Below are 20,485 nucleotides of genomic sequence, written 5' to 3'. Positions count from 1 at the left end.
CTCGAGGGGGACTCGGGCGGTCACAGACAGGCTCTGGACCAAGTGTGAGGGAAAGGTGTGGCGATGTCCGTCCAGCAGGTCCACCGAACGTCCTATGCCGTCGATGTGAACGCGCCGGCCGGCGTGGTCTACGGTCTGATCGCGGACACGACGCAGTGGCCGCTGTTCATCCCGCCGAGCATCCACGTCGAGCGGCTCGACTTCGACGGCTCCCAGGACCGGTTCCACATGTGGGTCACCGCGAACGGGAGCGTCAAGTCCTGGCTTTCGCGCCGGATCCTGGACGCGCCCCGCCTGCGGATCGACTTCCGCCAGGAGGTCCCGCCCGCTCCCGTCGTCGCGATGGGCGGCAGCTGGATCGTGGAGCCCCGGGGCGCCCACCGCTCGCGACTGACCCTGCTGCACGACTTCGCAGTCGCCGCCGACCGGCCCGCCGACGTCGACTGGACGAAGCGGGCGACCGACGCCAACAGCCGTGCCGAGCTGGCGCAGCTGAAGGAGGCCGCCGAGCGCTGGACCCGGCTCGACGGCCTGCTGCTGTCCTTCGAGGACTCCGTACGCATCAACGGACCGGCCGATCTGGCATACCAGTTCCTCTACGGGGTCGCCGACTGGCCGCAGCGCGTCCCCCACGTCTCGCGCGTGGCCGTCACCGAGGACGAGCCCGGCGTCCAGCTGCTGAGCATGGACACCGTGACCGCCGACGGAGCGGCACACACCACCGAGTCCGTGCGGGTGTGCTTCCCGCACGCGGGCCGCATCGTCTACAAGCAGACCGCGACGCCCGCCCTGATGGCCGCGCACACCGGTGAGTGGTCGCTGATCCCCGACGAGACCGGGGTGACCGCGATCTCCCAGCACAGCGTGCTGTTGCGGGAGGAGGCCGTCGAGCGGGTCCTGGGCCCCGGTGCCGGCCTCGACGACGCCAGGTCGTACGTGCGCGAGGCGCTCGGCCGCAACAGCACCGCGACCCTCAACCTCGCCAAGCGGTACGCGGAAACGGCCATCCGCACCCTGTCGGGAGCGGCGTCGACGTAGCCTCGGCCGCCCGAAGCGGCGGCCGCCCTCCTCGACGGTGGCGCTCCGGCACGGCTCCGGCGGCGTGTCAGTGGCGCGTCAGCGAAATGTGGGTGCCCCGCGCATACTCGACCCCTTTGAACCGTGCGGCCACCCGGCGCCGCGACCGGACGAGGGGGAGCGGATGAACGCTGCCATGGCCGTGGTGATCGCGCCCGGCTCCGCCCCGGAGCTCGAGCTGCGCGGGCCCCTCGACGAGGACGCGCTCGAGGAGGCCCTCGCAGGGCTGCCCTCGGGCACGACCACGCTGCGCCGCCACACGCCGACGCACCATACCCTGCACCTGCCCCGGCAGCACTCGCCGGCCGGCACCGTGGCGGACCTGCTGACCACGCCCGGAGCCCGGCCGCGGCGGACACCCGCCCGGCCGCAGGCTTCGCGGACGGCGTGGGCGGGGGCCGCGGAGGGACCTGCCGGGCAGGAGGCGTCCGGCGGCCCCGGCGGCCGCGGTGGCCCGGCCGCGCATCCCCTGACCGGCCTCCCGGCGAGTGCACGCCAGCGCGAGGTGCTGCTCGACGGCCTGACCGGCAGGCCCGGCGCCGGCCTGCACGTCGAACAGCTCCACTGGCGCTGGTACGGGCCTCTGGACACCGGGCGGTTCCACGCGGCCTGGCAGCGGGTCTTCGCACAGGAACCCGTGCTGCGCGCCGCGTTCGGAGACCAGGCACGGGCGGACGGCCGCGACACCACCCCCCGGGTCCTCGTCCACCCGCACGCCTCGCCGCAGATCGTCCGGCACCCCCACGGAACCGCCGACTGGCACTCCCTGCTGGTGAGCGAGCGGCTGCGCCCCTTCGACCTGCGGCGGCCCGGGCTCATGCGGATCGCCCTGCTGGACGAACGGGCGGGGTCCGCCGGGCCGACGCGCATCGCCCTGACCTACCACCACGCCATGCTCGACGGCTGGAGCGTGCGCCTGCTGCTGCGCGCCTTCTACCGCGCGTACCGGGCCGAAGGGCGGCCGACCGGAGGCGAGCGCCGGCCCGACGTGCGCGATCACCTGCGGTGGCTGGCAGGCCAGGACCTCGCCCCGCCCCGCGCGTTCTGGTCCCGCGCCGCGCCGCCGCCCGGCTGCCACACCCTGCCCGGGCCGCCCGCGGCCGCGCCGACCGCAGAAGGCGGGGGCCGCCGCGGCCGCGGACTCGCGAGGGAGCGGCTGACCCCCTCCGAGGCGGCCCGGCTGCGCGAGTGGGCCGCCGGGCGGGGCGCCGCGGAGAGCACGGCACTTCACGCGGCCTGGGCCATGCTGCTGTACCGCTACGGCGGAGCGGGCGCGCTACCCGCCCCCGCCCCCGCCCCCGCCCCCATCGCCTTCGCCATGGCCGTGTCCGGCCGCGGCATCGCCCTGGAGGGCGCCGCCGGCATCCCGGCCCCCCTGCGCAACGCGCTGCCCGTCCACGTCGAGGTGGACCCCGCCGCCCCGCTGCCGGCGCTGCTGGCCGACCTGCGCGACCGGGCCCTGGGCGCGGCCGCGTACGAATGGGCCTCGGCGGGCCAGATCCGCGAGTGGAGCGGACGGACGGAATCCGGCGGCCTCACGCAGTCGCTCCTCGTCTTCGAGACCCCGCAGGGCCGGCCGCCCGAACGGGATGGCGGGGACCCGCTGTGGAGCGAACTCGCGGCCGAGGGGGTCAGGGTGGACCCGCCGCGGACCACGAGCCCCTCCACGCCGCAGCCCCTCGTCGTCAGCGCGCACCACGACGCCGAAGGCGCCCTGCTGCTGACGGCCGTCAACGACCGTACGCGGGTCGCCGACGAGGTGGCGGCCGCGGCACTCGCCCGTACCGCCCAGCTGCTGCGCGCGTTCCCGGTGCTCGGCGACGGCACGACCCCCATCGGGGAGATCCTGCGGACCCTGGCCGACCTGCCGGCGGCAGGGGCCGCGGCGCCCGCCCCGGTCCCGCCCGCCGGTCCGCGCACGTTGCGGGCGGCCGGGCACCCCGACGCCGGCACGATCCTGCTCATCCCGCCGCCCGCCGCGCCCGAGGACTGCTACGACGGCCTCGTACGCGCCTACCGGGGCCCGCGGGCGCTGACCACCGTCGCCGCGCCGGCCGATGCGCAGGCATGCCTGGCCGCGCTGCGCCCCACGCTCGCGGCCGGCGGACCGCTGCTCCTCGGCTGCTTCTCCGGAGGCGGGAGCGTCGCCTACGAGGTGGCGCAGCGCATCGCCGCCCACGGCTGGCTGCCGCCGCTCGTGGCCATCGCGGGCACGGCCGACGGGAGTCCGGAGTCGGTGCGCCGCCTGGCGCGCACCCTGGTGGCGGCCGGGCGGCCGGGGTGAACGCGAAGACCCGACACCGTCGGGGGGCCGTGTCGGGGCCTTCGCGTCCAGTCCGGCCGCCGCGGTTCGCAGAAGTCCGGATCTACCCGTGCCGCGGGGCCGGGGGAGCGTCTAGGTTGAGCGGATGAGCCTGCTCGCGATCAGCGACCTGCACGTGGGTCACCCGGAGAACCGCAAGATCGTCGAGGACCTGCGGCCGGTGTCCGATGACGACTGGCTGCTCGTCGCCGGGGACGTCGCCGAGACGAGCGAGCTGATCGAGTGGGGACTGGCCACCTTGAGCCGGAACTTCTCCACCGTGGTGTGGGCGCCGGGCAACCACGAGCTGTGGACCCCGCGCGAGGACGAGGTCCAACTGCGCGGTGCGGAGCGCTACCGCCACCTCGTGGAACTGTGCCGCGGCCTGGGAGTGCTGACCCCGGAGGACCCGTACCCGGTGTGGGAAGGGGCCGGCGGACCGGTGACCGTCGCGCCGCTCTTCGTGCTGTACGACTACAGCTTCCGCGTCCCGGCGGCCCGGAGCACCGAGGAGTCCCTTGCGCTCGCGCACGAGAAGGGCGTGGTGTGCACCGACGAATTCCTGCTGCACCCGGACCCCTACCCCAGCCGGCAGGCCTGGTGCCGGGCGCGCGTCGCCGAGACGGAGCGTCGCCTGGCCGCCTGCGACTCCGCCCTGCCCACGGTCCTGGTCAACCACTACCCGCTGGTCCGTGAGCCGACGAGGATCCTGCACCATCCGGAGTTCGCCCAGTGGTGCGGGACCGAGCTCACCGCGGACTGGCACCTGCGCTTCCGTGCGGCGGCCGTCGTCTACGGGCACCTGCACATTCCCCGCTCCACCGTTTACGACGGCGTCCCGTTCGAGGAGGTCTCGGTCGGCTACCCGCGCGAATGGCGCCGCCCGGGCCACCCGCGCGACGTGCCGCGGCAGATACTGCCGCGCGGTTGACCCGCGCGGTCGGCACGGGCGGTCGGCACGCGCTCGCTCCGGTGCGGGCCCTCAGCCGCGGAGCGCGGACCGCCAGGTGTCGAAGGCTGCGAGCAGGGAGTCCTCCCAGCGGGAGAGCACGGTCGCGCCTTCCAGCGCGGTGGCGCCCAGCGGGTTGCCGAGGACACCGTTCGGGGAGACGGCGCGCACGCCCGACTCCATCAGGACGGGCAGCACCTCCGCCAGCGGGCGCCCGTCGCCGGGCACGGCGTCCTGCATCCGCACCGCACGGGGCCGCAGCGCGAGCATCACCGAGGTTTCCGTGCGGCCCGCGTGACTGTCCCGCGGATCGCCGGACGGTGACCACGCCAGCACCTTTCGGCCCTCACCGCGCAGCAGGGCCACCGCGGCCCGCAGGGGGACGGCGTTGCCGCCGTGCCCGCTGATCAGCACCACCCCGTCGAACGCGTCCGCCGACCGTACGAGTTCGACCAGGAGCAGCTCGAGGGCGGCCCGGCCGATGGAGAGGGTGCCGGGGAAGCCGGCGTGCTCCCCGCTGGACCCGTACGGCACGGCGGGCGCCAGCACCACGTCGGGGCGCCTCCGCTCGAGCGCCCCGGCGAGTGCGGCCGCGATCTCCGTGTCCACGGTGAACGGCAAGTGGGGGCCGTGCTGTTCGGTGGATCCCAGCGGCACCACCAGCACGCCGGGGGCGCCGGGCGCGGCGTAACGCGGCCATGCCGCGCGGTCCAGGCCGCTCATACCGGCGTACCCGTCCCCTCATCCGCGCGACCGCCGGCGCCCGTGCGGCGGGCGCCGTGCACGGCCAGGTCGGGCCGCAGCGGCCCCGTCGTACGACCGCGCAGCGCACCCCACCAGACCCCGGCCCCGTACGCCAGGTCGTCGGCCGTGGACAGGGCCGTCCAGCGCACGGGGTCCAGGTCCGGTCGGACCCGGTACCAGCGGGAGAGGTGCCGGGCGCAGGCGACGGCCAGCAGCAGCCGGCCGCGGGGGTGCACCGCCAGGACGGGCCACCAGACGCGGCCGGCCGCCTCGGCCAACAGGCCGCCCGCACCCGCGTGTCCGCGCAGCGCCAGGGAGAGGGAGACCCCCGCCGGAACCCCCGAGCGGGACAGCTTGCGGGGGAGCAGGGCCGCCGTACCGGCTGCCACGGCCAGCCCGGCCAGCGGCCGGCCGGCGGCGACGGCGGCCCAGGACAGCGCGCTCCAGGGGGACATGCGCACCGGGGCCACGGCCGGGCCGTGCCGCCGGTGCAGCGGGGCGGCGGAGGTGCCGTAGCCGAAGCGCTGCCGCGCCCAGGCGCGCCACGTGCGCCGCGGGGCGTGGTGGACGACCGCATCGGGGACGTAGCGGACCTCGCCTTCCGCGGCCAGGCGCCAGACCAGGTCCACGTCCTCGCCGAAGCGCATCCCCTCGTCGAACCCCCCATGAGCCTCGAGGGCCCGGGTGCGTACGACCAGGGCCGCCGTCGGCACGTACGGCACCCGGGTGCCCGGACGGACCGCCGAGGGGAGGGGACCGAGGTCCAGCGGGGAGCGGTGTTCCTCGTAGCGCTCCCGTACGGAAGGGCCCGGCGCGCTGCGCACGCGCGGGGCCGCGGCCCGCACCCCGGGATCCTCGAACTGCCGCAGCAGCGGCTCCAGCCAGCCGGGCTGCGGACGGACGTCGGCGTCGAGGAAGCACACCAGCTCCGTCGAGGCCAGACGCCAGCCGGAGTTGCGGGCCGCCGCCGGACCCCGTGCGGCGGCGTGGCGCACGGCGGCCCCGTCCACGGGGACGGCCGAGCCGTCGTCCACCACCACGACGCGGCCCACCGGCCCGATGGCCGGCAGGAGTTCGGCCAGGGCCCGGGCATGGTCGCGGACGGGTACCACCACCGTGACGTCCGCGGGGGTGAGGCGGCCGCCCGCCGGGTGCGGGTGGGCCAGCCCCGCCCGCACCAGGCGGCCGGCCAGCTGCCGGTGCGCCGGCCGGTCCGCGACCGGGGATCCGGCCAGCCAGCCGTCCGCCAGCCGTGCGCCGGCCGCGGTCAGGCGCAGTACCCGGCACGGCGAGCCGCCGAGCAGGACGCGGCCGCCGGCCAGGCGGCGCAGCCCCGGGTCGGGTGTCAGGAGGTACGCGCTCATGCGGTGAAGCCCCCGTCCGCGTGGACGACCGTTCCGGTGATGGCGGAGGACTGCTCGCTGCACAGCCAGCACACGGCGGCCGCGACCTCCGCCGGGTCCAGCAGCCGGTCCACCAACTGGTGGACGGCGAACTCCTCGACGTCCGGCAGGCCGTAGAGCGCCGCGCTCGCGTCGAGCATGGCAGTGCGCGTGGAGCCGGGGGAGACGGCCGTGGCGGTGACGCCCGTTCCGCGCAGGTCCGCGGCCAGGCCCCGGACCAGGCCCACCACGCCGTGCTTGGCCGCGTTGTACGCCGCCAGGTGCCACAGGCCGCGATGGGCCGCGGCCGAGGCCAGCGCCACGAACCGGCCCGAACGCGGCCCGGGCCTGCGCAGCAGTGCGGGAACGGCGGCCCGTGCCAGGTTGGCGACACCGCGCACACCGGTTTCGAACAGGGCGTCCCACTCCTCGTCCGGGGTGTCCCACAGCGGGCGCCCGCCCGCGATGACCGCGGCCGCCGCGACGGCCGCGTCCAGCGCGCCGAACCGCTCCTCGGCGAGGGCCACCGCGGCGCGCAGCGCCTGCAGGTCGCGGACGTCGGCAACCACGTCGACGACCCGGCCCGGCCAGCGAGCGGCGAGCGCCGCCAGTTCCCGCCGGCTGCCCATCGCGTACGGCACGCCCGGCAGGTCCGCGCACCGGTCGGCGGCGACCACCTGCCAGCCCGCGCCGGCCAGCTGCTCCACCACGGCGGCGCCGATCCCGCGCGCGGCGCCCGTCACCAGCGCGACCCTAGGCACCGGCGCCCTCCGCCGTGCCGAGGTAGCCGTGCCCGCGCAGGTAGCCGAGGAGTTCGTCGACGGCGTCGGCCGGGGTCGACGGTGTGACGAGCCGCGGCGGGGTGCGCTGCTCCAGGGCCCCGGTCAGGGCCAGCAACCGCTCGCGGGGGTCGGCGGCGTCGGGCGCCGGGCACACCACGGGCCGGGGCCGGTACGGACGTACGGCGCCGGTCCGCACCCGGCCGGGTGCACCCGCGCCCTCGGCCCGCACGGCCGGGACGGGGGCAGAGTGCGCCGCCAGTACGGCGGGCAGCGCCGCCCGCCGCAGCGTCGCGCTGTGGGCCTCCACCGAGCAGACCGCGGGCAGGGTCACGTCGAGCAGCTCGCGGCGCCCGCCGTCCAGGCGCCGCACGGCCCGCAGGACGGCGCCGTCGGAGCCGAGTGCGACCAGCCCGGTGGCCTGGGCCGCGCCCAGCAGACCGGCCAGGACGGCGGGCGTGGCCGACGTACCCCAGCGGGCCGAGCGGTCCCCGCACACGATGAGGTCCGGGCTGCCGAAACGGCGGCGTACGGCGTCCAGCAGGGTCCGCGCGACCGCCTCCGCGTCCTCGTCGGGGCCGGTGACCCGCAGGACGTCCGCGGCCCCGCAGGCCAGCGCCTCGCGCAGCATGGCCTCGGCGGCGGGCGGGCCCACGGTGACGGCGACGCAGCGGCCGCCGAGCAGCTCGGCCAGGCGCAGCGCGTGCTCGAGTGCGCTGCGGTCGGCGGCCGGGGCGCCTCCCGCGAGCACGTCGCTCTCCACGGCTCCGGTCAGCGGGTGCACCCGGGTGCGCCCGGTGTCCCACCGCAGCGCTGCCACGACCAGCACGGCGCTCATCCCTTCCGGAAGACGACGCCGCGGCCGCCTTCGGGGTAGCTCCAGCTGATGGCACCGTCGGCGTCGCAGACGAGGTAGCAGGTGCCGCATTCGAAGCACTGCTCGTGGTTGAAGACGAGGCCGCCGTCGGCGGTGGGCACGAAGAGCTTCGCGGGGCACGCGTGCAGGCAGGCCCGAGTCGTGCAGCCGCGGCAGACATCGGTGTCGACGGTGATGTGCGCGTTCGGCGAGACCCGGAACTCGACGGTGTCCATCCGGTCTTCGAACGCCGTCCCGTACGGTTGCGGCGTGCCCTTGGCGGTGGTGGTCATCCGAAAGTCCTCAATCCGTTGAGCGCGTCGGCCACCAGGTGGCGGGTGCGGACGCCGTGGCGGCGGGCCGCGGTGCGCAGCAGCCGCACGGCACCCGGCTTCGGGCGCGGGTTGTCGACGTGGAAGAGGCCCTGCACCACGTCGCAGATCAGGGCCGGGTACTGCTGCTGGAACCGTTCGGAGAACAGCAGGCCCGGGGCCCGGCGCAGCTTGCGGTGGTCGGCCAGGACGAACGAGGTTTCCAGCATCCGCCGGTAGCCGGACAGGCCCATGCGGGAGCAGTCGCCGCGGGCCACCGCCGCCGCGGCGGCGCGGCCCGCGTACATGCCGGCACCGAGCGCGAAGTTGACGCCCTCGAGCCAGATGCCCGCGGCCAGGCACATGGCGGCGGCGTCCCCGGCGACCAGGATCCCGTCGCCGATCAGGTCGGGGATGGTGTCGTAGCCGCCCTCCGGGATCAGATGGGCGGAGTACTCCTTCAGCTCCGCGCCCCGGATCAGCGGGGCGACGGCCGGGTGCGCCTTGAGATCGTCCAGGAGGTCCTCGGGGCGCACCTTGGCGGCCGCGAGCCCTTTGAGGCCGACGACGACGCCGACGCTGACCGAGTCGAGGTGCGTGTACAGGAAGCCGCCGCCCGGGACGGACCGCGTACAGCCCAGGATCTCCAGGTCCACGCCCTCCCGGCCGGTGACGGCGAAGCGTTCCTCGATGACCTCCCGGGGCAGTGCCAGGGTCTCCTTCACACCCAGCGTGGTGTGCTCGGCCTTCGGCCCGGAGGGGTACAGGCCGGCTTCCTTGGCCAGGAAGGAGTTCACGCCGTCGCAGGCGATGACCACGGATGCGGTGAGGTCTCCGTCGGGGCGGTCCGTACGGACGCCCGTCACCCTGCCCCGCGCGTCGCGCAGCAGCCCCGTCGCGACCGTCGAGGTGACGAGGACGGCGCCCGCCTCCACGGCGAGGGAGGCGAGCCAGGAGTCGAACGCAGCGCGGTGGACCGTCGCGCCGTTGTACGGGGGAGCGCCCCAGTCCTGGCTGCGGAAGTCCACGGTAAGGGCCTGGTTCTCGGTCATCACCATGGTCGAGCGGCGTGTCACCCAGCGCTCGACGGGCATCTTCTCCCACCAGTTCTCAACGAGTTCGTCGAGGATGCGCCCGTAGACGACCCCGCCGTAGACGTTCTTGGAACCGGGGAAGGGGCCGCGCTCGACCAGGGCGACCGTGCGGCCCGCGCGGGCCGCCTCCAGGGCGGCCGCGCAGCCGGCGGGACCGGCACCGACCACGATCACGTCGAACATCGGGTCAGTCATGGGTGACTCCCAGGCGGCGGGCGAGCTCGTCGACGACGGCGGGCACGTCGGCGACGATGCCCAGGTCGGCGAGTTCGGTCATCGGACAGGACGGATCGGTGTTGACGCTCACCACGTGGCGCGGCCGACCGAGGCCGCCGGTGTGCTGGGCGGCGCCGGACACTCCGAAGGCGATGTACAGCTCGGGGTCGATCACCACGCCCGTCGTGCCGATCTGCCGCTCGTGGCCGAGCCAGCCCGCGTCGGTGACCACGCGGGTCCCGCCGAGGCAGGCGCCGAGCGCCGCACCGACCGCGGCGAGCCGCGCCGTCGACGCCTGGCTGCCGAGCCCCGCGCCGGCGCCGAACACCCGCGGCGCCTCCGAGAGATCGGCCGTACCGGGCTCCGGTTCGATGACCTCGCGCACGCGGGCGTCGGCCACCGGAGCGGGCGCCTCGGGCAGGACGAGGGTGACGGGCTCACGGACCGGCGTGGCGGGCAGAGCCCCGCGTACGCCCGGCACGAGGGTGGCCACGAACGGGCCGTCGACGGCGAGTTCCACCAGCGCCTGGTCGTCCCAGCACAGTACGTCGGCCCCGCCCGGGGTCACGGCCACCGCCCGGGCCAGCAGCGGACGGTCCAGTGCGAGGGCGAGGCGGGGGGCCAGATCGCGGCCGTCCGGTGAAGCGGGCAGCACCACGACCGGCACGTCCGCCAGCAGGGGTGCCAGGGCGGCGGCGAGCGCGCCGGGCGCCGTACGGGCGTCCTCGGCCCGCCAGACGCGTTCGGCGGAGCTCAGCGCGGCGCAGGCGCGCGCGGTGCCGTCGCCGACAAGCAGCGCCGCACCGCCCGCCTCGGCGACGGCCTCGTCGCTGCCGACGGGCAGCCGGCCGCCGCGTACGACGACCACCGCGACGGCCTCGCCGTCCACGGCCGGCCGGCTCACAGCGCCACCGCCACGCGGTGGCCCTCGATGACCGCTGCGTGCGCACGGCGCGGGGCGACGCAGTCACCCACGCGGTGCACGGCGAACGGAGCGTCCTTCAGCTCGTGCCACAAGGAGTCCTCCGGTGTCTGGTGCGTGGCGCACACCACCCAGTCGGCGCGCACCTGCTCGGTGGCGCCCGTGGTGTGGGTGAGGACCTGCAGCTCCACGCCGCCGTCCGCCGGTTCGGCCGCCGCGCCGACGACGACCCTGTCCGTCTGCTGGCCGATGCCCTTGGCGTGCGCGCGGATCTGGAAGGTCTCCATGTCGAGGGTGATGCCGAGGTCCTGCCCGACGACCATCGCGGAGGTGATGACGGTGACGCGGCAGCCGCGGTCGGCCAGCAGCTCGGCCACCGAGGTGGCCTGGTGGAAGCCGAGGTCGTCGACGATCACGACCTCGCCGGACGGGGCGGCCCGGCCCTCCAGCACGTCGCGGACGTCCACGACGCGCTCCAGCCCGCCGGACCACCACGGCGGCGCGGGGCGCGCGCCGGTGGCCAGGACGACGGCGTCGGGTGCCTCGGCGCGCAGCGAGGCGGCCGTCGCCTCGGTGCCGGTCCGGATCGTCACCCCGCGGCGCCTGCACTCGGCGGCGAGATTGCGTACGACGTCCAGGAACTCGGCGCGCGACGGTACGGTCGCGGCCACCGCGACCTGGCCGCCGGTCGCGCTCCGGCGCTCCAGCAGGGTCACGTCGTGACCGTGTTCCGCGGCCGTGGCAGCAGCCTGGAGTCCGCCAGGGCCGCCGCCGACGACCAGCACCCTCCGGGGCCGGCGCCCGGGGACGGGCAGGGGAAGCGGCACGGACTCCCGGCCCGCCCGCGGGTTCTCGATGCAGCCCAGCCAGCGGTTCAGGCCCATGCGCCCGACGCACTCCTGGTTGCAGGACAGGCAGGTGCGGATCGCGGAGGTCTCGCCCGCGCGGGCCTTGGCCAGGAAGTCCGGGTCGGCGATCTGGCCGCGTACGACGCCGACGAGGTCGCAGTGGCCCTCGGCCAGCGCACGTTCGGCCTGGACGGGGTCCTTGATCCGGCCGACGCCGATCACCGGGAGGTCCACCGCGCGCCGGATGGCGTTCGAGATGAACAGCGCGTATCCGGCCGGGATCGCCATCGAGGCCTCGATCATGTACAGCGTGGACGTGGCCACGCCGATCGAGGTGTTGATGTAGTCGACCTTGCCCGTCGCCTCGACCATCCGGGCGACCGCGACGGCCTCGTCGATGGTGGTGCCGCCCTCGATCAGCTCGTCGCCGCAGAGCCGGACGCCCAGCGCCCGGTCGGGGCCGATGGCTTCCCGCACCGAGCCGATGATCTCCAGCAGGATCCGGGCGCGGTTCGCGAGGGAGCCGCCGTACTCGTCCGTGCGGTGGTTGGTGGCGGGGGAGAGGAACCCGCGGACGATGGAGGAGTGCGAGCACTGCAGCTCCACCCCGTCGAACCCGCCTTCGGCGCAGTGCCCGGCGACCGTGCCGTAGCCCGCCACGATCTCGGCGATCTCGTGTGCGTCGACGGCCTTGGGCACCTCGCGGAAGAGCGGGTCGGGCACCGGGGACGGCGCCCACACCGGCAGCCGCGAGTACATGCCCGACGCCTGCCCGCCGTTGTGGTTGAGCTGCGCGATGATCGGCACGCCGTGGGCGTGCACCGCCTCGGTGATGCGCCGGTACCCGGGGACGGCCGCGCGCCGGAACCCGTGGATGAGCTTTTCGTACGGCCAGTCCGTCGGGTGGGTCGAGTGCTCCTCGGTGATGATCAGCCCGGCCCCGCCGGCGGCGCGGGCCGCGTAGTACGCGGCGTGCTGCTCGCTCGGCAGCCCGTCCTCGGCGTAGTTCGTCAGATGGGCGGAGAACACCACACGGTTGGCGACGGTGAGCGGGCCGATCCGCAGCGGACTCAGCAGATGGCGCAGCCGCCCGGGATTACTGCTCATGACACCACCTGGAACTCGCGGACGGGCACGGCGGGCAGCACGGTCGCGGCGTCGGCGCCCGACACGGCGAGCGCGGCGCGCCGGCCCTCGAGCACCGCCTCGTACACGGTGCGGGGGGCCACCCGGTCCCCCGCGGACACCGCGCCCGCAGGCGGGGCGGCCGGGTCCGGCATCCGGTGGCCGCAGTGCACGACCGCCGCGCACGGAATCTCGGTCCGTACGCCGGTCAGCGCGTCCGTGACCACCACGTGGTCAGGGTGGACCTCGCGCAGTACGCTGCGCCGGGCCTGGACCACGCCGGCCTGCTGGAGGCGGGAGTTGGCCGGTGCGAGGTCGCCGGTGACGGCCAGCTGGGTGCCCACGACCTGGTCGCGCGTGATGACGGTGACGGTGCGGCCGGCCGCGGCGAGCAGCTCCGTGACGCCGACGGCGACCGCGTCGCCCACCGTGTCGTACACCGCGACCGGACCCTCGGGCAGCGCGGCGGCCGGCTCCGGCGCGCCGAGCACGTCGGCGACGTCGAGGACGGCCGCGCCGTCGTGCACCGCGTAGTCGCGCGGGCCGGGCACCGAGCCGGTAGCCAGGATCAGGCCGCCGGCGGCGGCCTCCAGCTCGGCCGCGGAGGGCCGCGTACCGGTCTCGACGGTGACGCCCAGGCGTTCCACCTCGGCCGTCAGCCAGTGCGCGAGCCGCGCCAGCCGCTCCCGTCCCGGGACCCTGGCGGCCAGGTGCAGTGTTCCGCCCAGGCGTTCGGCGGACTCGACGAGCCGCACCGGGTGGCCGCGCAGCGCCAGCACGCGGGCCGCCTCCAGCCCGGCGGGGCCGCCGCCGACCACCAGCACCGGTCGGCGGGCGCGGGCGGCACCGCCGTCGGCGGACTCGACCGGCCGGTCCCGGGTCTCGTGGCCGCTGCGCGGCTCCGCGGTGCACGAGACCACCGGGTTGCGGTTGTCGCGCACCTGGCAGCGCTGGTTGCCCAGGGTGCAGGGGCGGATCCGGTCGGCGTGCCCGGCGGCCAGCTTGCGGACGAACTCCGGGTCGGCGATCTGGGCCCGGGTCATCTCGACGAGGTCCGCGACCCCGTCGGACAGGGCCCGCACGGCGGGCTCCGGGTCGACGACGGAGCCCTGCAGGACCACCGCGCAGTGCCCCTCGACGGCATCGCGGACGGACCGGCACAGTTCCGTGTTGAAACCGGGAGGCGTGTGCGCGTCGGGGCGGGTCGCCGCCGTGCCCATCGCCGAACCCCTCACCACCACCAGCAGGTCCACCTCCGGGGCGATCCGCCGGGCGAGCTCCGCACCGGCCTCGGGCGTGATTCCGGCCCAGGGCGCCAGCTCGTCGCAGCTCAGCCGCAGCGCGAGGACGCGCTCGCGGCCGATCCGCTCGCGCACTGCGGCCAGCACCTCCACCAGCAGGGCGGCCCGGTCGGTGCCGTACGCGTCGTCCCGCTGGTTGGTCAGGCCCGACAGGAACTGCCGCAGCAGCGCGTGCTGTCCGGCGTTGACCTCCACACCGTCCAGACCGGAGGCGACGGCCAGCTCCGCGGCCGCCGCGAACGCGCCGACGACGGAGTCGATCTCGGCCTGCTCCATCTCCATCGGCATCTCGCGGCTGACCACGTCCGGCACCCGCGAGGGCGCCCACAGCGGCTCCTGGGAGTACGCGGAGGAGCCCTGCGAGCCGCTGTGCCCGAGCCCGGCCAGGACCAGCGCGCCGTACGGGTGGCAGGCGGCGGCCGTCGCCGCCCAGCCGGGGCCGCACGCGGTGGCCAGCGGCGCCCGTTCGTAGGGCCAGTCGGAGGCGAGGACGCTCGCGGTCTCCGTGACGATCACGCCCGCGCCGCCCGCGGCCCGTCGCCCGTAGTAGGCGACGTGCCGCTCGGACAGGGCACGGGCGGTGCCCAGGTTCGTCTCGTGCGGACCGAAGACGACACGGCTCTGCGCGCTGCGGCCGGCCAGGACGACGGGGCCGGTCAGCTGGCTCACAGCCGGAACCCGGCGAGCGGGCTGGTGTCGCAGGGCCGGGCGACCGGGGCCGGGGATTCGGCGGGTGGCCCCCAGCCGATCGACACCGGCACCGCCGCGGACTTCGGCCGGCGGGTGCGGTGCGAGTGGTCCTTGTCGGGGCGGGGCCGGGCCGTGCCGGCGACCAGTTCGAGGGCCCGCTCGCCATGGCCCTGCACGCACTCCGGATCCGGGCCGTCCAGCGGCAGCCCGGTGAAGAACTTGGCCGCCGGGCAGCCCCCGCGGCAGGAGTCGAAGGCGGAGCAGGAGGAGCAGGCCCCGGCGGGCTGCGGGCTGCGCAGCCGCGCGAACAGCTCGGATCCGCGCCACACCGAGGCGAAGCCGCCGGCGTCGCGGACGTTGCCGGCCAGGAACTCGTCGTGGATGGCGAACGGGCAGGCGTACACGTCGCCGACCGGGTCGATGAGGCAGACCACCCGGCCCGCACCGCACAGGTTCAGACCCGGCAGCGGGGTGGAGCCCAGCGCGTTCAGGTGGAAGAAGGAGTCGCCCGTCAGCACGTTCTCGCCGTTGGCGAGCAGCCACTTGTAGAGCACCATCTGCTGGTCGGCGGTCGGGTGCAGGTCGTGCCAGACGTCGGCGCCGCGCCCGGAGGGCCGCAGCCGGGTGATCCGCAGCTGCGCCCCGTACTGCGCGGCCAGCGCGGCGAACTCGTCGAGCTGCGGGACGTTGTGCCGGGTCACGGCCACACTGATCTTGAAATCGCGGAAGCCCGCGTCGCGCAGATTGCGCATCGCGGTCACCGCCATGTCGTACGAACCCTCGCCGCGCACGGCGTCGTTGACCTCGGCGCTGGCGCCGTCCAGGGATATCTGTACGTCGACGTAGTCGGTGGCGGCCAGCCAGCGGGCCCGCTCCGGGGTGATGCGCAGGCCGTTCGTGGAGAACTTGACGCCCACCTGGTGGGCGACGGCGTACTCGACGAGCTCCCAGAAGTCGGGGCGCACCGTCGGTTCGCCGCCCCCGATGTTGACGTAGAACACCTGCATCCGCTGCAGCTCGTCGATCACGGCCTTGCACTCGTCGGTCGTCAGCTCGCGCGGGTCGCGGCGGCCGGACGAGGACAGGCAGTGCACGCAGGAGAGGTTGCAGGCGTAGGTGAGCTCCCAGGTGAGGCAGATGGGAGCGTCCAGCCCCTGCTCGAAGTGGTCGACGAGTTTCATGCGCGTACCTCACTCTCGCGGGGCTCGATGGTCCCCGCGGTCAGCAGTCCGGCCAGCGCCCGGCAGTACTGGGCGTGGTGGTCGGCCGGCACCCCGGCGGCCGTGAGCGCGCCGAGCGCGTCCGGCAGCTCCGCCAGCCTGCGCACGGTGCCCACCAGCGCAGGCGTCTTCAGGAACGACAGCCGCCGGGTGCGGAAGTCGTAGGCGAGGGCCCCGAACGGCTCCGGGCGCAGGGACACGCTCGGGCTGAGGCGGTAGGGGAGGCGGGGGTCGAAGACGTTGGTCACAACGGGCCTAGTAGACGCCGCACATGCCGTCGATCGAGACCTCCTCGACCAGCAGCTCCGACTCGACCGCGGCGTCCTGCGGACCGCCTTGGCCGGTGGACCCGGCGCCCGTCGCGAGAGCTCCTTCGGCGGCGCTCTGGTCGGCTGGACTCATGACGTCTCACATCCTTCACGGGAGGTGGCAACAGCACGGAGGGGGTGGGTAGCCCCATGGTCGAGTTCTCCTCGAGCCGCGATGCTCGGAGCACTTGAGGCGCAATCGAACGAGGAGGACGGAATGCGGATCCTGGCAGCCGACGGAGTGAGCGGTACCGCCCTGGCGAACGGCCGGATGGACCTGCGCAAGGCGGGCAGGGAGGAACTCCGGTGCAGCCCCGTCGGCACCGCCATGTGGATGGCGCTGCGGCACAGCGACGGATTCCTCGACCGTGCCGCGGCTTCGCTCGCCGAAGCCTGGCAGACCGACGAAGGAAAGGTCCGCACCGCCATGGCGATCTGGGCGGAGCGGATGGTGGACACCGGGCTGCTGGAGGCCGCGCAGTGACTGTCGCCGTACCGGCTGGCCACGCTGTACCCCCGTTCTCCCCGGTGTCCGACCGGCTCGCACCCGTACGAGCCTTCGCCTAAGGTTTCCGTGCGCACGACGCCCGGAAAACCCTTATGGCCCCCTAAGCCGATATGCCGCCCAGCGCTTTTCCGGCTACCGCGGAAATGGCGCGGCGCAGAGGAAATGCGCTCCACCCCTAGGGATTCCCCGCCCCTGCGCCGCGGACGTGTAGGGGGCCCCTGACGTGGGCCTGCGCCCGTCGGTTAGGGGATAGCGCAAACGGATTCCCACCGGCTCCGACGGTAGAACTGCTGAGAGCGGTGCATCAAGCATCGTCATCAATGAGGTAGGGAGGGCCCCAATGGGCCGGGTGGAACACAAAGTCGTGGTGATAACCGGTGCGGCTCGCGGGCAGGGCCGCAGCCACGCGGTCAGGCTGGCCGAGGAAGGCGCCGACATCATCGCGATCGACCTCTGCGAGGACGTCGACGTCGCCACGTACGCGCTGGCCACGCCGGAAGAGCTCGACGAGACCGTCAAGCTCGTCGAGAAGACCGGCCGCCGCGCCGTCGCCAAGCGGGTCGACGTCCGTGACGCCGTCGCGCTGCGCAAGGCCATCGACGAGGGCGTCGCCGAGCTCGGCGGACGCCTGGACGCGGTGATCCCCAACGCCGGCATCCTGCCGCTGGGCCAGGGCCCGGTGGACGGCTACACCACCACGCTCGACATCAACCTCGTCGGCGTGTTCAACACCGTGCACGCCGCGCTGCCGCACATCGGCGAGGGCGGCTCCGTCATCCTCGTCGGCTCGGTCATGGCCTTCACGCCGTACGGCCCCGAGGACGCCATCGCCGGCCCCGGCATGGGCGCGTACAAGTTCGCCAAGCACACGATCGTCGACTACGTGACCTCCCTGGCCGCGCAGCTCGGCCCCTCCGGACGCCGCGTCAACGCCGTGCACCCGACCAACGTGGACACGCCGCTGCTCCTCAACGACACGGTGTACCGGACCTTCCGCCCGGACCTGGAGAGCCCGACGCAGGAGGACGCCCTGCCGGTGTTCGCCTCCATCCAGTCGATGCCGGTCCCCTACGTCAGCGCCGACGACGTCTCCAACGCCGTGGTCTACCTCGTGTCCGACGAGTCCCGCTACGTCACCGGAACCAACATCCGGATCGACGGCGGCGCTCTGGTCAAGCAGGGCCGGTGACTTTCGTTGTCCCTCCTGGCCCAGGCCTCTGACGAGGCGGCGCGGTACCGCGCCTACGGGCCGCGCCACATAGACGACATCGCGGCCCGCTACGGGCTCGACGACGCATCTCGCGAGACGGTGCGGCTCATCTCGATGGTCTTGCCCTTCAGGGTGAACGAATACGTCCTGGAGCAGCTCATTGACTGGCAGCGGCTTCCCGACGATCCGATGTACCAGCTGGTCTTCCCGCAGAAGGGAATGCTGAACACCGAGGACGAAAAGCGCCTCGCCGTGCTCGCGGACCAGAGGGACGCCGCTGCCAAGAGGGAGCTGCGGGAGACGGTGCGCGACATCCGCGCCCGCCTCAATCCGCACCCCTCGGGGCAGATGAGCCTCAACAAGCCCAGTCAGAACGGGGTGGAGCTGCCCGGGCTGCAGCACAAGTACCGCGAGACGGTGCTGTACTTCCCCGGGCAGGGCCAGACCTGCCACGCCTACTGCACGTACTGCTTCCGATGGGCGCAGTTCGTGGGCGACGCCGACCTCAAGTTCTCGGCGCCCGACCCGAGCGGGCTGATCACCTACCTCGGCGAGCACCCCGAGATCAACGACGTCCTGGTCACGGGCGGCGACCCGATGATCATGACCACGGACCGGCTGCGCACACACATCGAGCCGCTGCTCGGCGTGGACACGCTGCAGACGATCCGGATCGGCACCAAGTCGGTCGCCTACTGGCCGCAGCGCTTCACCACCGACCAGGACGCGGACGACGTCCTGCGCCTGTTCGAGCAGGTGATCGCCTCCGGTAAGAACCTCGCGGTCATGGCGCACTTCAGCCACCCCCGCGAGCTCTCCACCGACATCGCCCGCAGGGCGATCTCCCGGATCAAGTCCACCGGTGCGCTGGTCTACTGCCAGGCTCCGCTCATCGCCCACGTCAACGACGACGCGACGGCATGGCGGGACATGTGGAAGACCGAACTGGCGCTCGGCGCGGTCCCCTACTACATGTTCGTCGAGCGGGACACCGGCCCGCACGACTACTTCAAGGTCCCCCTGGCCAAGGCGGCGGGGATCTTCCAGGAGGCCTACCGGCAGCTGCCGGGACTGGCCCGCACGGTGCGCGGCCCCGTGATGTCGGCAACCCCCGGCAAAGTCGCCGTGGACGGCATCCAGGACACCGCAGAGGGGCGCTACTTCCAGCTGCGCATGCTCCAGGCCCGCAACCCCGCACTGGTGGGACGGCCGTTCCGGGCGCTCTACTCGGACACCGCCGCCTGGGTCGACGAACTCGAGCTGGACCCCGCCACCGATCTGGACATCGCCGAAGCCTTCCTCGGCTCGGCCGCCGCCCGCCTGCACAGCGCCGGCCCCGCCGAGAACACCCACAGCTGAAAGGAGCCGAACGATGACCGCCCGCAGAGTGTCGCCCAACCTCCTGCTCAACCAGGCAGTGGCCAGGCGTCAGGCGCAGGGTGAATCGCTCGTCCACCTCGGGTTCGGTGAGGCGCGCCTCCCCGTGTTCGCCCCCCTGGCGGCACGCCTCGCCGCAGGATCGGCCCACAACGCCTACGGACCCGTGGACGGCGGCTCCGAGGTCAGGGAGGCCGTCGCCGGGTACTTCACCCGGCGGCGGCTCCCCACCACCTCCGACCAGGTGGTCGTCGCCCCCGGCAGCAAGCCCCTGCTGATGGCGGTCCAGCTGGTCGTACCCGGTGACGTGATGATCCCGCGCCCGGCCTGGAACACGTACGCCCCCCAGGCGGCCCTGGCCGGCAAGCGCGCGTTCGGCGTCCCGATCCCCGACGACTGCGGGGGCGTCCCCGACCCCGCGAGGCTGCGGCAGGAGATCCGGGCCGCCCGGGTCCTCGGCCACGACCCGCGGATCCTGGTACTGACCCTGCCCGACAATCCGACCGGGACCCTGGCCGGACCGGAGCGGATCCGTGAACTCTGCGCCATCGCGGAGGAAGAGGACCTGCTGATCGTCTCGGACGAGATCTACCGGGACATCGTCCACGACCCGGCCACCCCGTTCCTGAGCCCCGCCGAGGTCGCCCCCCACCGCACGGTGGTGAGCACCGGACTGAGCAAGACGCTCGCCCTCGGCGGGTGGCGCATCGGCGCGATGCGCTTCCCGGAAGGGGACCGGGGCCGGCAGATCCACGACGGCGTGGTCTCGGCCGCCAGCGAGGTGTGGTCCACGCTGGCCGCACCGATGCAGGAAGTCGCGGCGTACGTCTACAACGAGCCGCCGGAGATCACGGCCAGGCTCGCGGCCAGCGCCCGGCTGCACGGTGCGGTCGCCCGCCGGGTGCACGGGATCATGACCGGCGTGGGCGCCGAATGCCGCCCGCCCACCGGGGCCTTCTACGTCTACCCGGACTTCGAGCCGCTGCGCGGGACCCTCGCCAGGAAGGGCATCACGGACTCGCTCTCGCTCTTCGAGCACCTCTTCGACGAGTACGGCATCGTGGTGCTCGCCGGCCACCAACTCGGCGACGACGAGCGGGCACTGCGCTTCAAGGCGGCGACGAGCCTGCTCTACGGAGCGACCCGGGCCGAGCAGCAGGCGGCACTCGACGCCGCGGACCCGGTGCGGCTGCCGCACATCAGCGCTGTCCTCACCCGGATCGAGGAAAGCTTCGTGAAACTGACCTCGTAGGAGGCCGAACAACC

At 74.4% G+C, this 20,485-nt stretch carries 19 protein-coding genes; 7 read left to right on the top strand and 12 right to left on the bottom strand.

The features are described from left to right. Window positions 1–63 precede the first annotated feature (63 nt). From ACIBAD_RS27925 to ACIBAD_RS27915, 3 genes are all read left to right on the top strand, one after another. Window positions 64–1,038 carry an aromatase/cyclase gene (locus ACIBAD_RS27925; RefSeq protein ID WP_134076308.1) on the top strand — a complete coding sequence of 325 codons (975 nt, stop codon included), beginning with the start codon at window positions 64–66 and terminating at the stop codon, window positions 1,036–1,038. A gap of 163 nt (window positions 1,039–1,201) precedes the next feature. Beyond that, window positions 1,202–3,361 carry a condensation domain-containing protein gene (locus ACIBAD_RS27920; RefSeq protein WP_398909277.1) on the top strand — a complete coding sequence of 720 codons (2,160 nt, stop codon included), beginning with the start codon at window positions 1,202–1,204 and terminating at the stop codon, window positions 3,359–3,361. A gap of 124 nt (window positions 3,362–3,485) precedes the next feature. After that, entirely contained in the window at window positions 3,486–4,310 is an 825-nt protein-coding gene (locus tag ACIBAD_RS27915; protein ID WP_134076306.1) for a metallophosphoesterase, read from the top strand. A 51-nt stretch (window positions 4,311–4,361) separates the two neighbouring features. Here the strand turns inward: ACIBAD_RS27915 and mftE are convergent, their stop codons facing one another. From mftE to mftA, 12 genes are read right to left on the bottom strand one after another with little or no spacing between them, the layout of a single operon-like run. Beyond that, complete coding sequence (gene mftE, locus ACIBAD_RS27910; RefSeq protein ID WP_134076305.1) at window positions 4,362–5,051, bottom strand: mycofactocin biosynthesis peptidyl-dipeptidase MftE; 690 nt, start codon at window positions 5,049–5,051, stop codon at window positions 4,362–4,364. Continuing rightward, window positions 5,048–6,436, bottom strand: coding sequence for a mycofactocin biosynthesis glycosyltransferase MftF (gene mftF / locus ACIBAD_RS27905; protein ID WP_134076304.1), 1,389 nt, complete (start codon window positions 6,434–6,436; stop codon window positions 5,048–5,050). Before mftF ends, mftE begins: the two co-directional genes overlap by 4 nt. Next, window positions 6,433–7,197, bottom strand: coding sequence for a mycofactocin-coupled SDR family oxidoreductase (locus ACIBAD_RS27900; protein ID WP_398909274.1), 765 nt, complete (start codon window positions 7,195–7,197; stop codon window positions 6,433–6,435). Before ACIBAD_RS27900 ends, mftF begins: the two co-directional genes overlap by 4 nt. Window positions 7,198–7,207: 10 nt before the next feature. Continuing rightward, entirely contained in the window at window positions 7,208–8,062 is an 855-nt protein-coding gene (locus tag ACIBAD_RS27895; protein WP_398909271.1) for a mycofactocin-associated electron transfer flavoprotein beta subunit, read from the bottom strand. Window positions 8,063–8,067: 5 nt separating this feature from the next. After that, window positions 8,068–8,382, bottom strand: coding sequence for a ferredoxin family protein (locus ACIBAD_RS27890; protein ID WP_398909269.1), 315 nt, complete (start codon window positions 8,380–8,382; stop codon window positions 8,068–8,070). Further along, window positions 8,379–9,689 carry an FAD-dependent oxidoreductase gene (locus ACIBAD_RS27885; RefSeq protein WP_398909267.1) on the bottom strand — a complete coding sequence of 437 codons (1,311 nt, stop codon included), beginning with the start codon at window positions 9,687–9,689 and terminating at the stop codon, window positions 8,379–8,381. The genes ACIBAD_RS27890 and ACIBAD_RS27885 overlap by 4 nt, the downstream gene beginning before the upstream one ends. Further along, window positions 9,682–10,614, bottom strand: coding sequence for a mycofactocin-associated electron transfer flavoprotein alpha subunit (locus ACIBAD_RS27880; RefSeq protein ID WP_398909264.1), 933 nt, complete (start codon window positions 10,612–10,614; stop codon window positions 9,682–9,684). Before ACIBAD_RS27880 ends, ACIBAD_RS27885 begins: the two co-directional genes overlap by 8 nt. Further along, window positions 10,611–12,587 (bottom strand): mycofactocin system FadH/OYE family oxidoreductase 2, encoded by a 1,977-nt coding sequence (locus tag ACIBAD_RS27875; protein ID WP_398909262.1) that lies wholly within the window; start codon window positions 12,585–12,587, stop codon window positions 10,611–10,613. Before ACIBAD_RS27875 ends, ACIBAD_RS27880 begins: the two co-directional genes overlap by 4 nt. Further along, the gene (locus ACIBAD_RS27870) at window positions 12,584–14,575 is read right to left on the bottom strand and encodes a mycofactocin system FadH/OYE family oxidoreductase 1 (protein WP_398909260.1); all 1,992 of its coding nucleotides are present in this window, start codon (window positions 14,573–14,575) and stop codon (window positions 12,584–12,586) included. Before ACIBAD_RS27870 ends, ACIBAD_RS27875 begins: the two co-directional genes overlap by 4 nt. Beyond that, window positions 14,572–15,777, bottom strand: a complete 1,206-nt coding sequence (gene mftC / locus ACIBAD_RS27865) for a mycofactocin radical SAM maturase (protein ID WP_398909258.1) — start codon at window positions 15,775–15,777, stop codon at window positions 14,572–14,574. Before mftC ends, ACIBAD_RS27870 begins: the two co-directional genes overlap by 4 nt. Further along, window positions 15,774–16,064, bottom strand: coding sequence for a mycofactocin biosynthesis chaperone MftB (gene mftB, locus ACIBAD_RS27860; protein WP_134076296.1), 291 nt, complete (start codon window positions 16,062–16,064; stop codon window positions 15,774–15,776). Before mftB ends, mftC begins: the two co-directional genes overlap by 4 nt. Before the next feature lie 7 nt (window positions 16,065–16,071). Continuing rightward, window positions 16,072–16,218, bottom strand: coding sequence for a mycofactocin precursor MftA (mftA, locus tag ACIBAD_RS27855; protein WP_398909255.1), 147 nt, complete (start codon window positions 16,216–16,218; stop codon window positions 16,072–16,074). A gap of 123 nt (window positions 16,219–16,341) precedes the next feature. Here mftA and ACIBAD_RS27850 point away from each other — a divergent pair, with 123 nt between their 5' ends. From ACIBAD_RS27850 to ACIBAD_RS27835, 4 genes are all read left to right on the top strand, one after another. Continuing rightward, window positions 16,342–16,608 (top strand): PqqD family protein, encoded by a 267-nt coding sequence (locus ACIBAD_RS27850; protein WP_398909253.1) that lies wholly within the window; start codon window positions 16,342–16,344, stop codon window positions 16,606–16,608. A 364-nt stretch (window positions 16,609–16,972) separates the two neighbouring features. Further along, window positions 16,973–17,821 carry a mycofactocin-coupled SDR family oxidoreductase gene (locus ACIBAD_RS27845; RefSeq protein ID WP_398909251.1) on the top strand — a complete coding sequence of 283 codons (849 nt, stop codon included), beginning with the start codon at window positions 16,973–16,975 and terminating at the stop codon, window positions 17,819–17,821. A gap of 6 nt (window positions 17,822–17,827) precedes the next feature. Further along, entirely contained in the window at window positions 17,828–19,201 is a 1,374-nt protein-coding gene (locus ACIBAD_RS27840) for a lysine 2,3-aminomutase (RefSeq protein WP_134076292.1), read from the top strand. Between the two features lie 13 nt (window positions 19,202–19,214). Then, entirely contained in the window at window positions 19,215–20,471 is a 1,257-nt protein-coding gene (locus tag ACIBAD_RS27835; RefSeq protein WP_398909249.1) for a pyridoxal phosphate-dependent aminotransferase, read from the top strand. Window positions 20,472–20,485 lie beyond the last annotated feature (14 nt).

The sequence above is a fragment of the Streptomyces sp. NPDC051109 genome, from assembly GCF_044455885.1.
Lineage (GTDB): Bacteria > Actinomycetota > Actinomycetes > Streptomycetales > Streptomycetaceae > Streptomyces.
Note: the sequence above shows the minus strand (reverse complement) of the source record. Positions and strands in the feature narration are given on the sequence as shown.

What these genes read in the sequence shown, in the direction of transcription:
- ACIBAD_RS27925 (WP_134076308.1), top strand. Translation starts at nt 64, where the DNA reads ATGTCCGTCCAGCAGGTCCACCGAACGTCCTATGCCGTCGATGTGAAC.
- ACIBAD_RS27920 (WP_398909277.1), top strand. Translation starts at nt 1,202, where the DNA reads ATGAACGCTGCCATGGCCGTGGTGATCGCGCCCGGCTCCGCCCCGGAG.
- ACIBAD_RS27915 (WP_134076306.1), top strand. Translation starts at nt 3,486, where the DNA reads ATGAGCCTGCTCGCGATCAGCGACCTGCACGTGGGTCACCCGGAGAAC.
- mftE (WP_134076305.1), bottom strand. Translation starts at nt 5,051, where the DNA reads ATGAGCGGCCTGGACCGCGCGGCATGGCCGCGTTACGCCGCGCCCGGC.
- mftF (WP_134076304.1), bottom strand. Translation starts at nt 6,436, where the DNA reads ATGAGCGCGTACCTCCTGACACCCGACCCGGGGCTGCGCCGCCTGGCC.
- ACIBAD_RS27890 (WP_398909269.1), bottom strand. Translation starts at nt 8,382, where the DNA reads ATGACCACCACCGCCAAGGGCACGCCGCAACCGTACGGGACGGCGTTC.
- ACIBAD_RS27885 (WP_398909267.1), bottom strand. Translation starts at nt 9,689, where the DNA reads ATGACTGACCCGATGTTCGACGTGATCGTGGTCGGTGCCGGTCCCGCC.
- ACIBAD_RS27875 (WP_398909262.1), bottom strand. Translation starts at nt 12,587, where the DNA reads ATGAGCAGTAATCCCGGGCGGCTGCGCCATCTGCTGAGTCCGCTGCGG.
- mftC (WP_398909258.1), bottom strand. Translation starts at nt 15,777, where the DNA reads ATGAAACTCGTCGACCACTTCGAGCAGGGGCTGGACGCTCCCATCTGC.
- mftA (WP_398909255.1), bottom strand. Translation starts at nt 16,218, where the DNA reads ATGAGTCCAGCCGACCAGAGCGCCGCCGAAGGAGCTCTCGCGACGGGC.
- ACIBAD_RS27850 (WP_398909253.1), top strand. Translation starts at nt 16,342, where the DNA reads ATGCGGATCCTGGCAGCCGACGGAGTGAGCGGTACCGCCCTGGCGAAC.
- ACIBAD_RS27845 (WP_398909251.1), top strand. Translation starts at nt 16,973, where the DNA reads ATGGGCCGGGTGGAACACAAAGTCGTGGTGATAACCGGTGCGGCTCGC.
- ACIBAD_RS27835 (WP_398909249.1), top strand. Translation starts at nt 19,215, where the DNA reads ATGACCGCCCGCAGAGTGTCGCCCAACCTCCTGCTCAACCAGGCAGTG.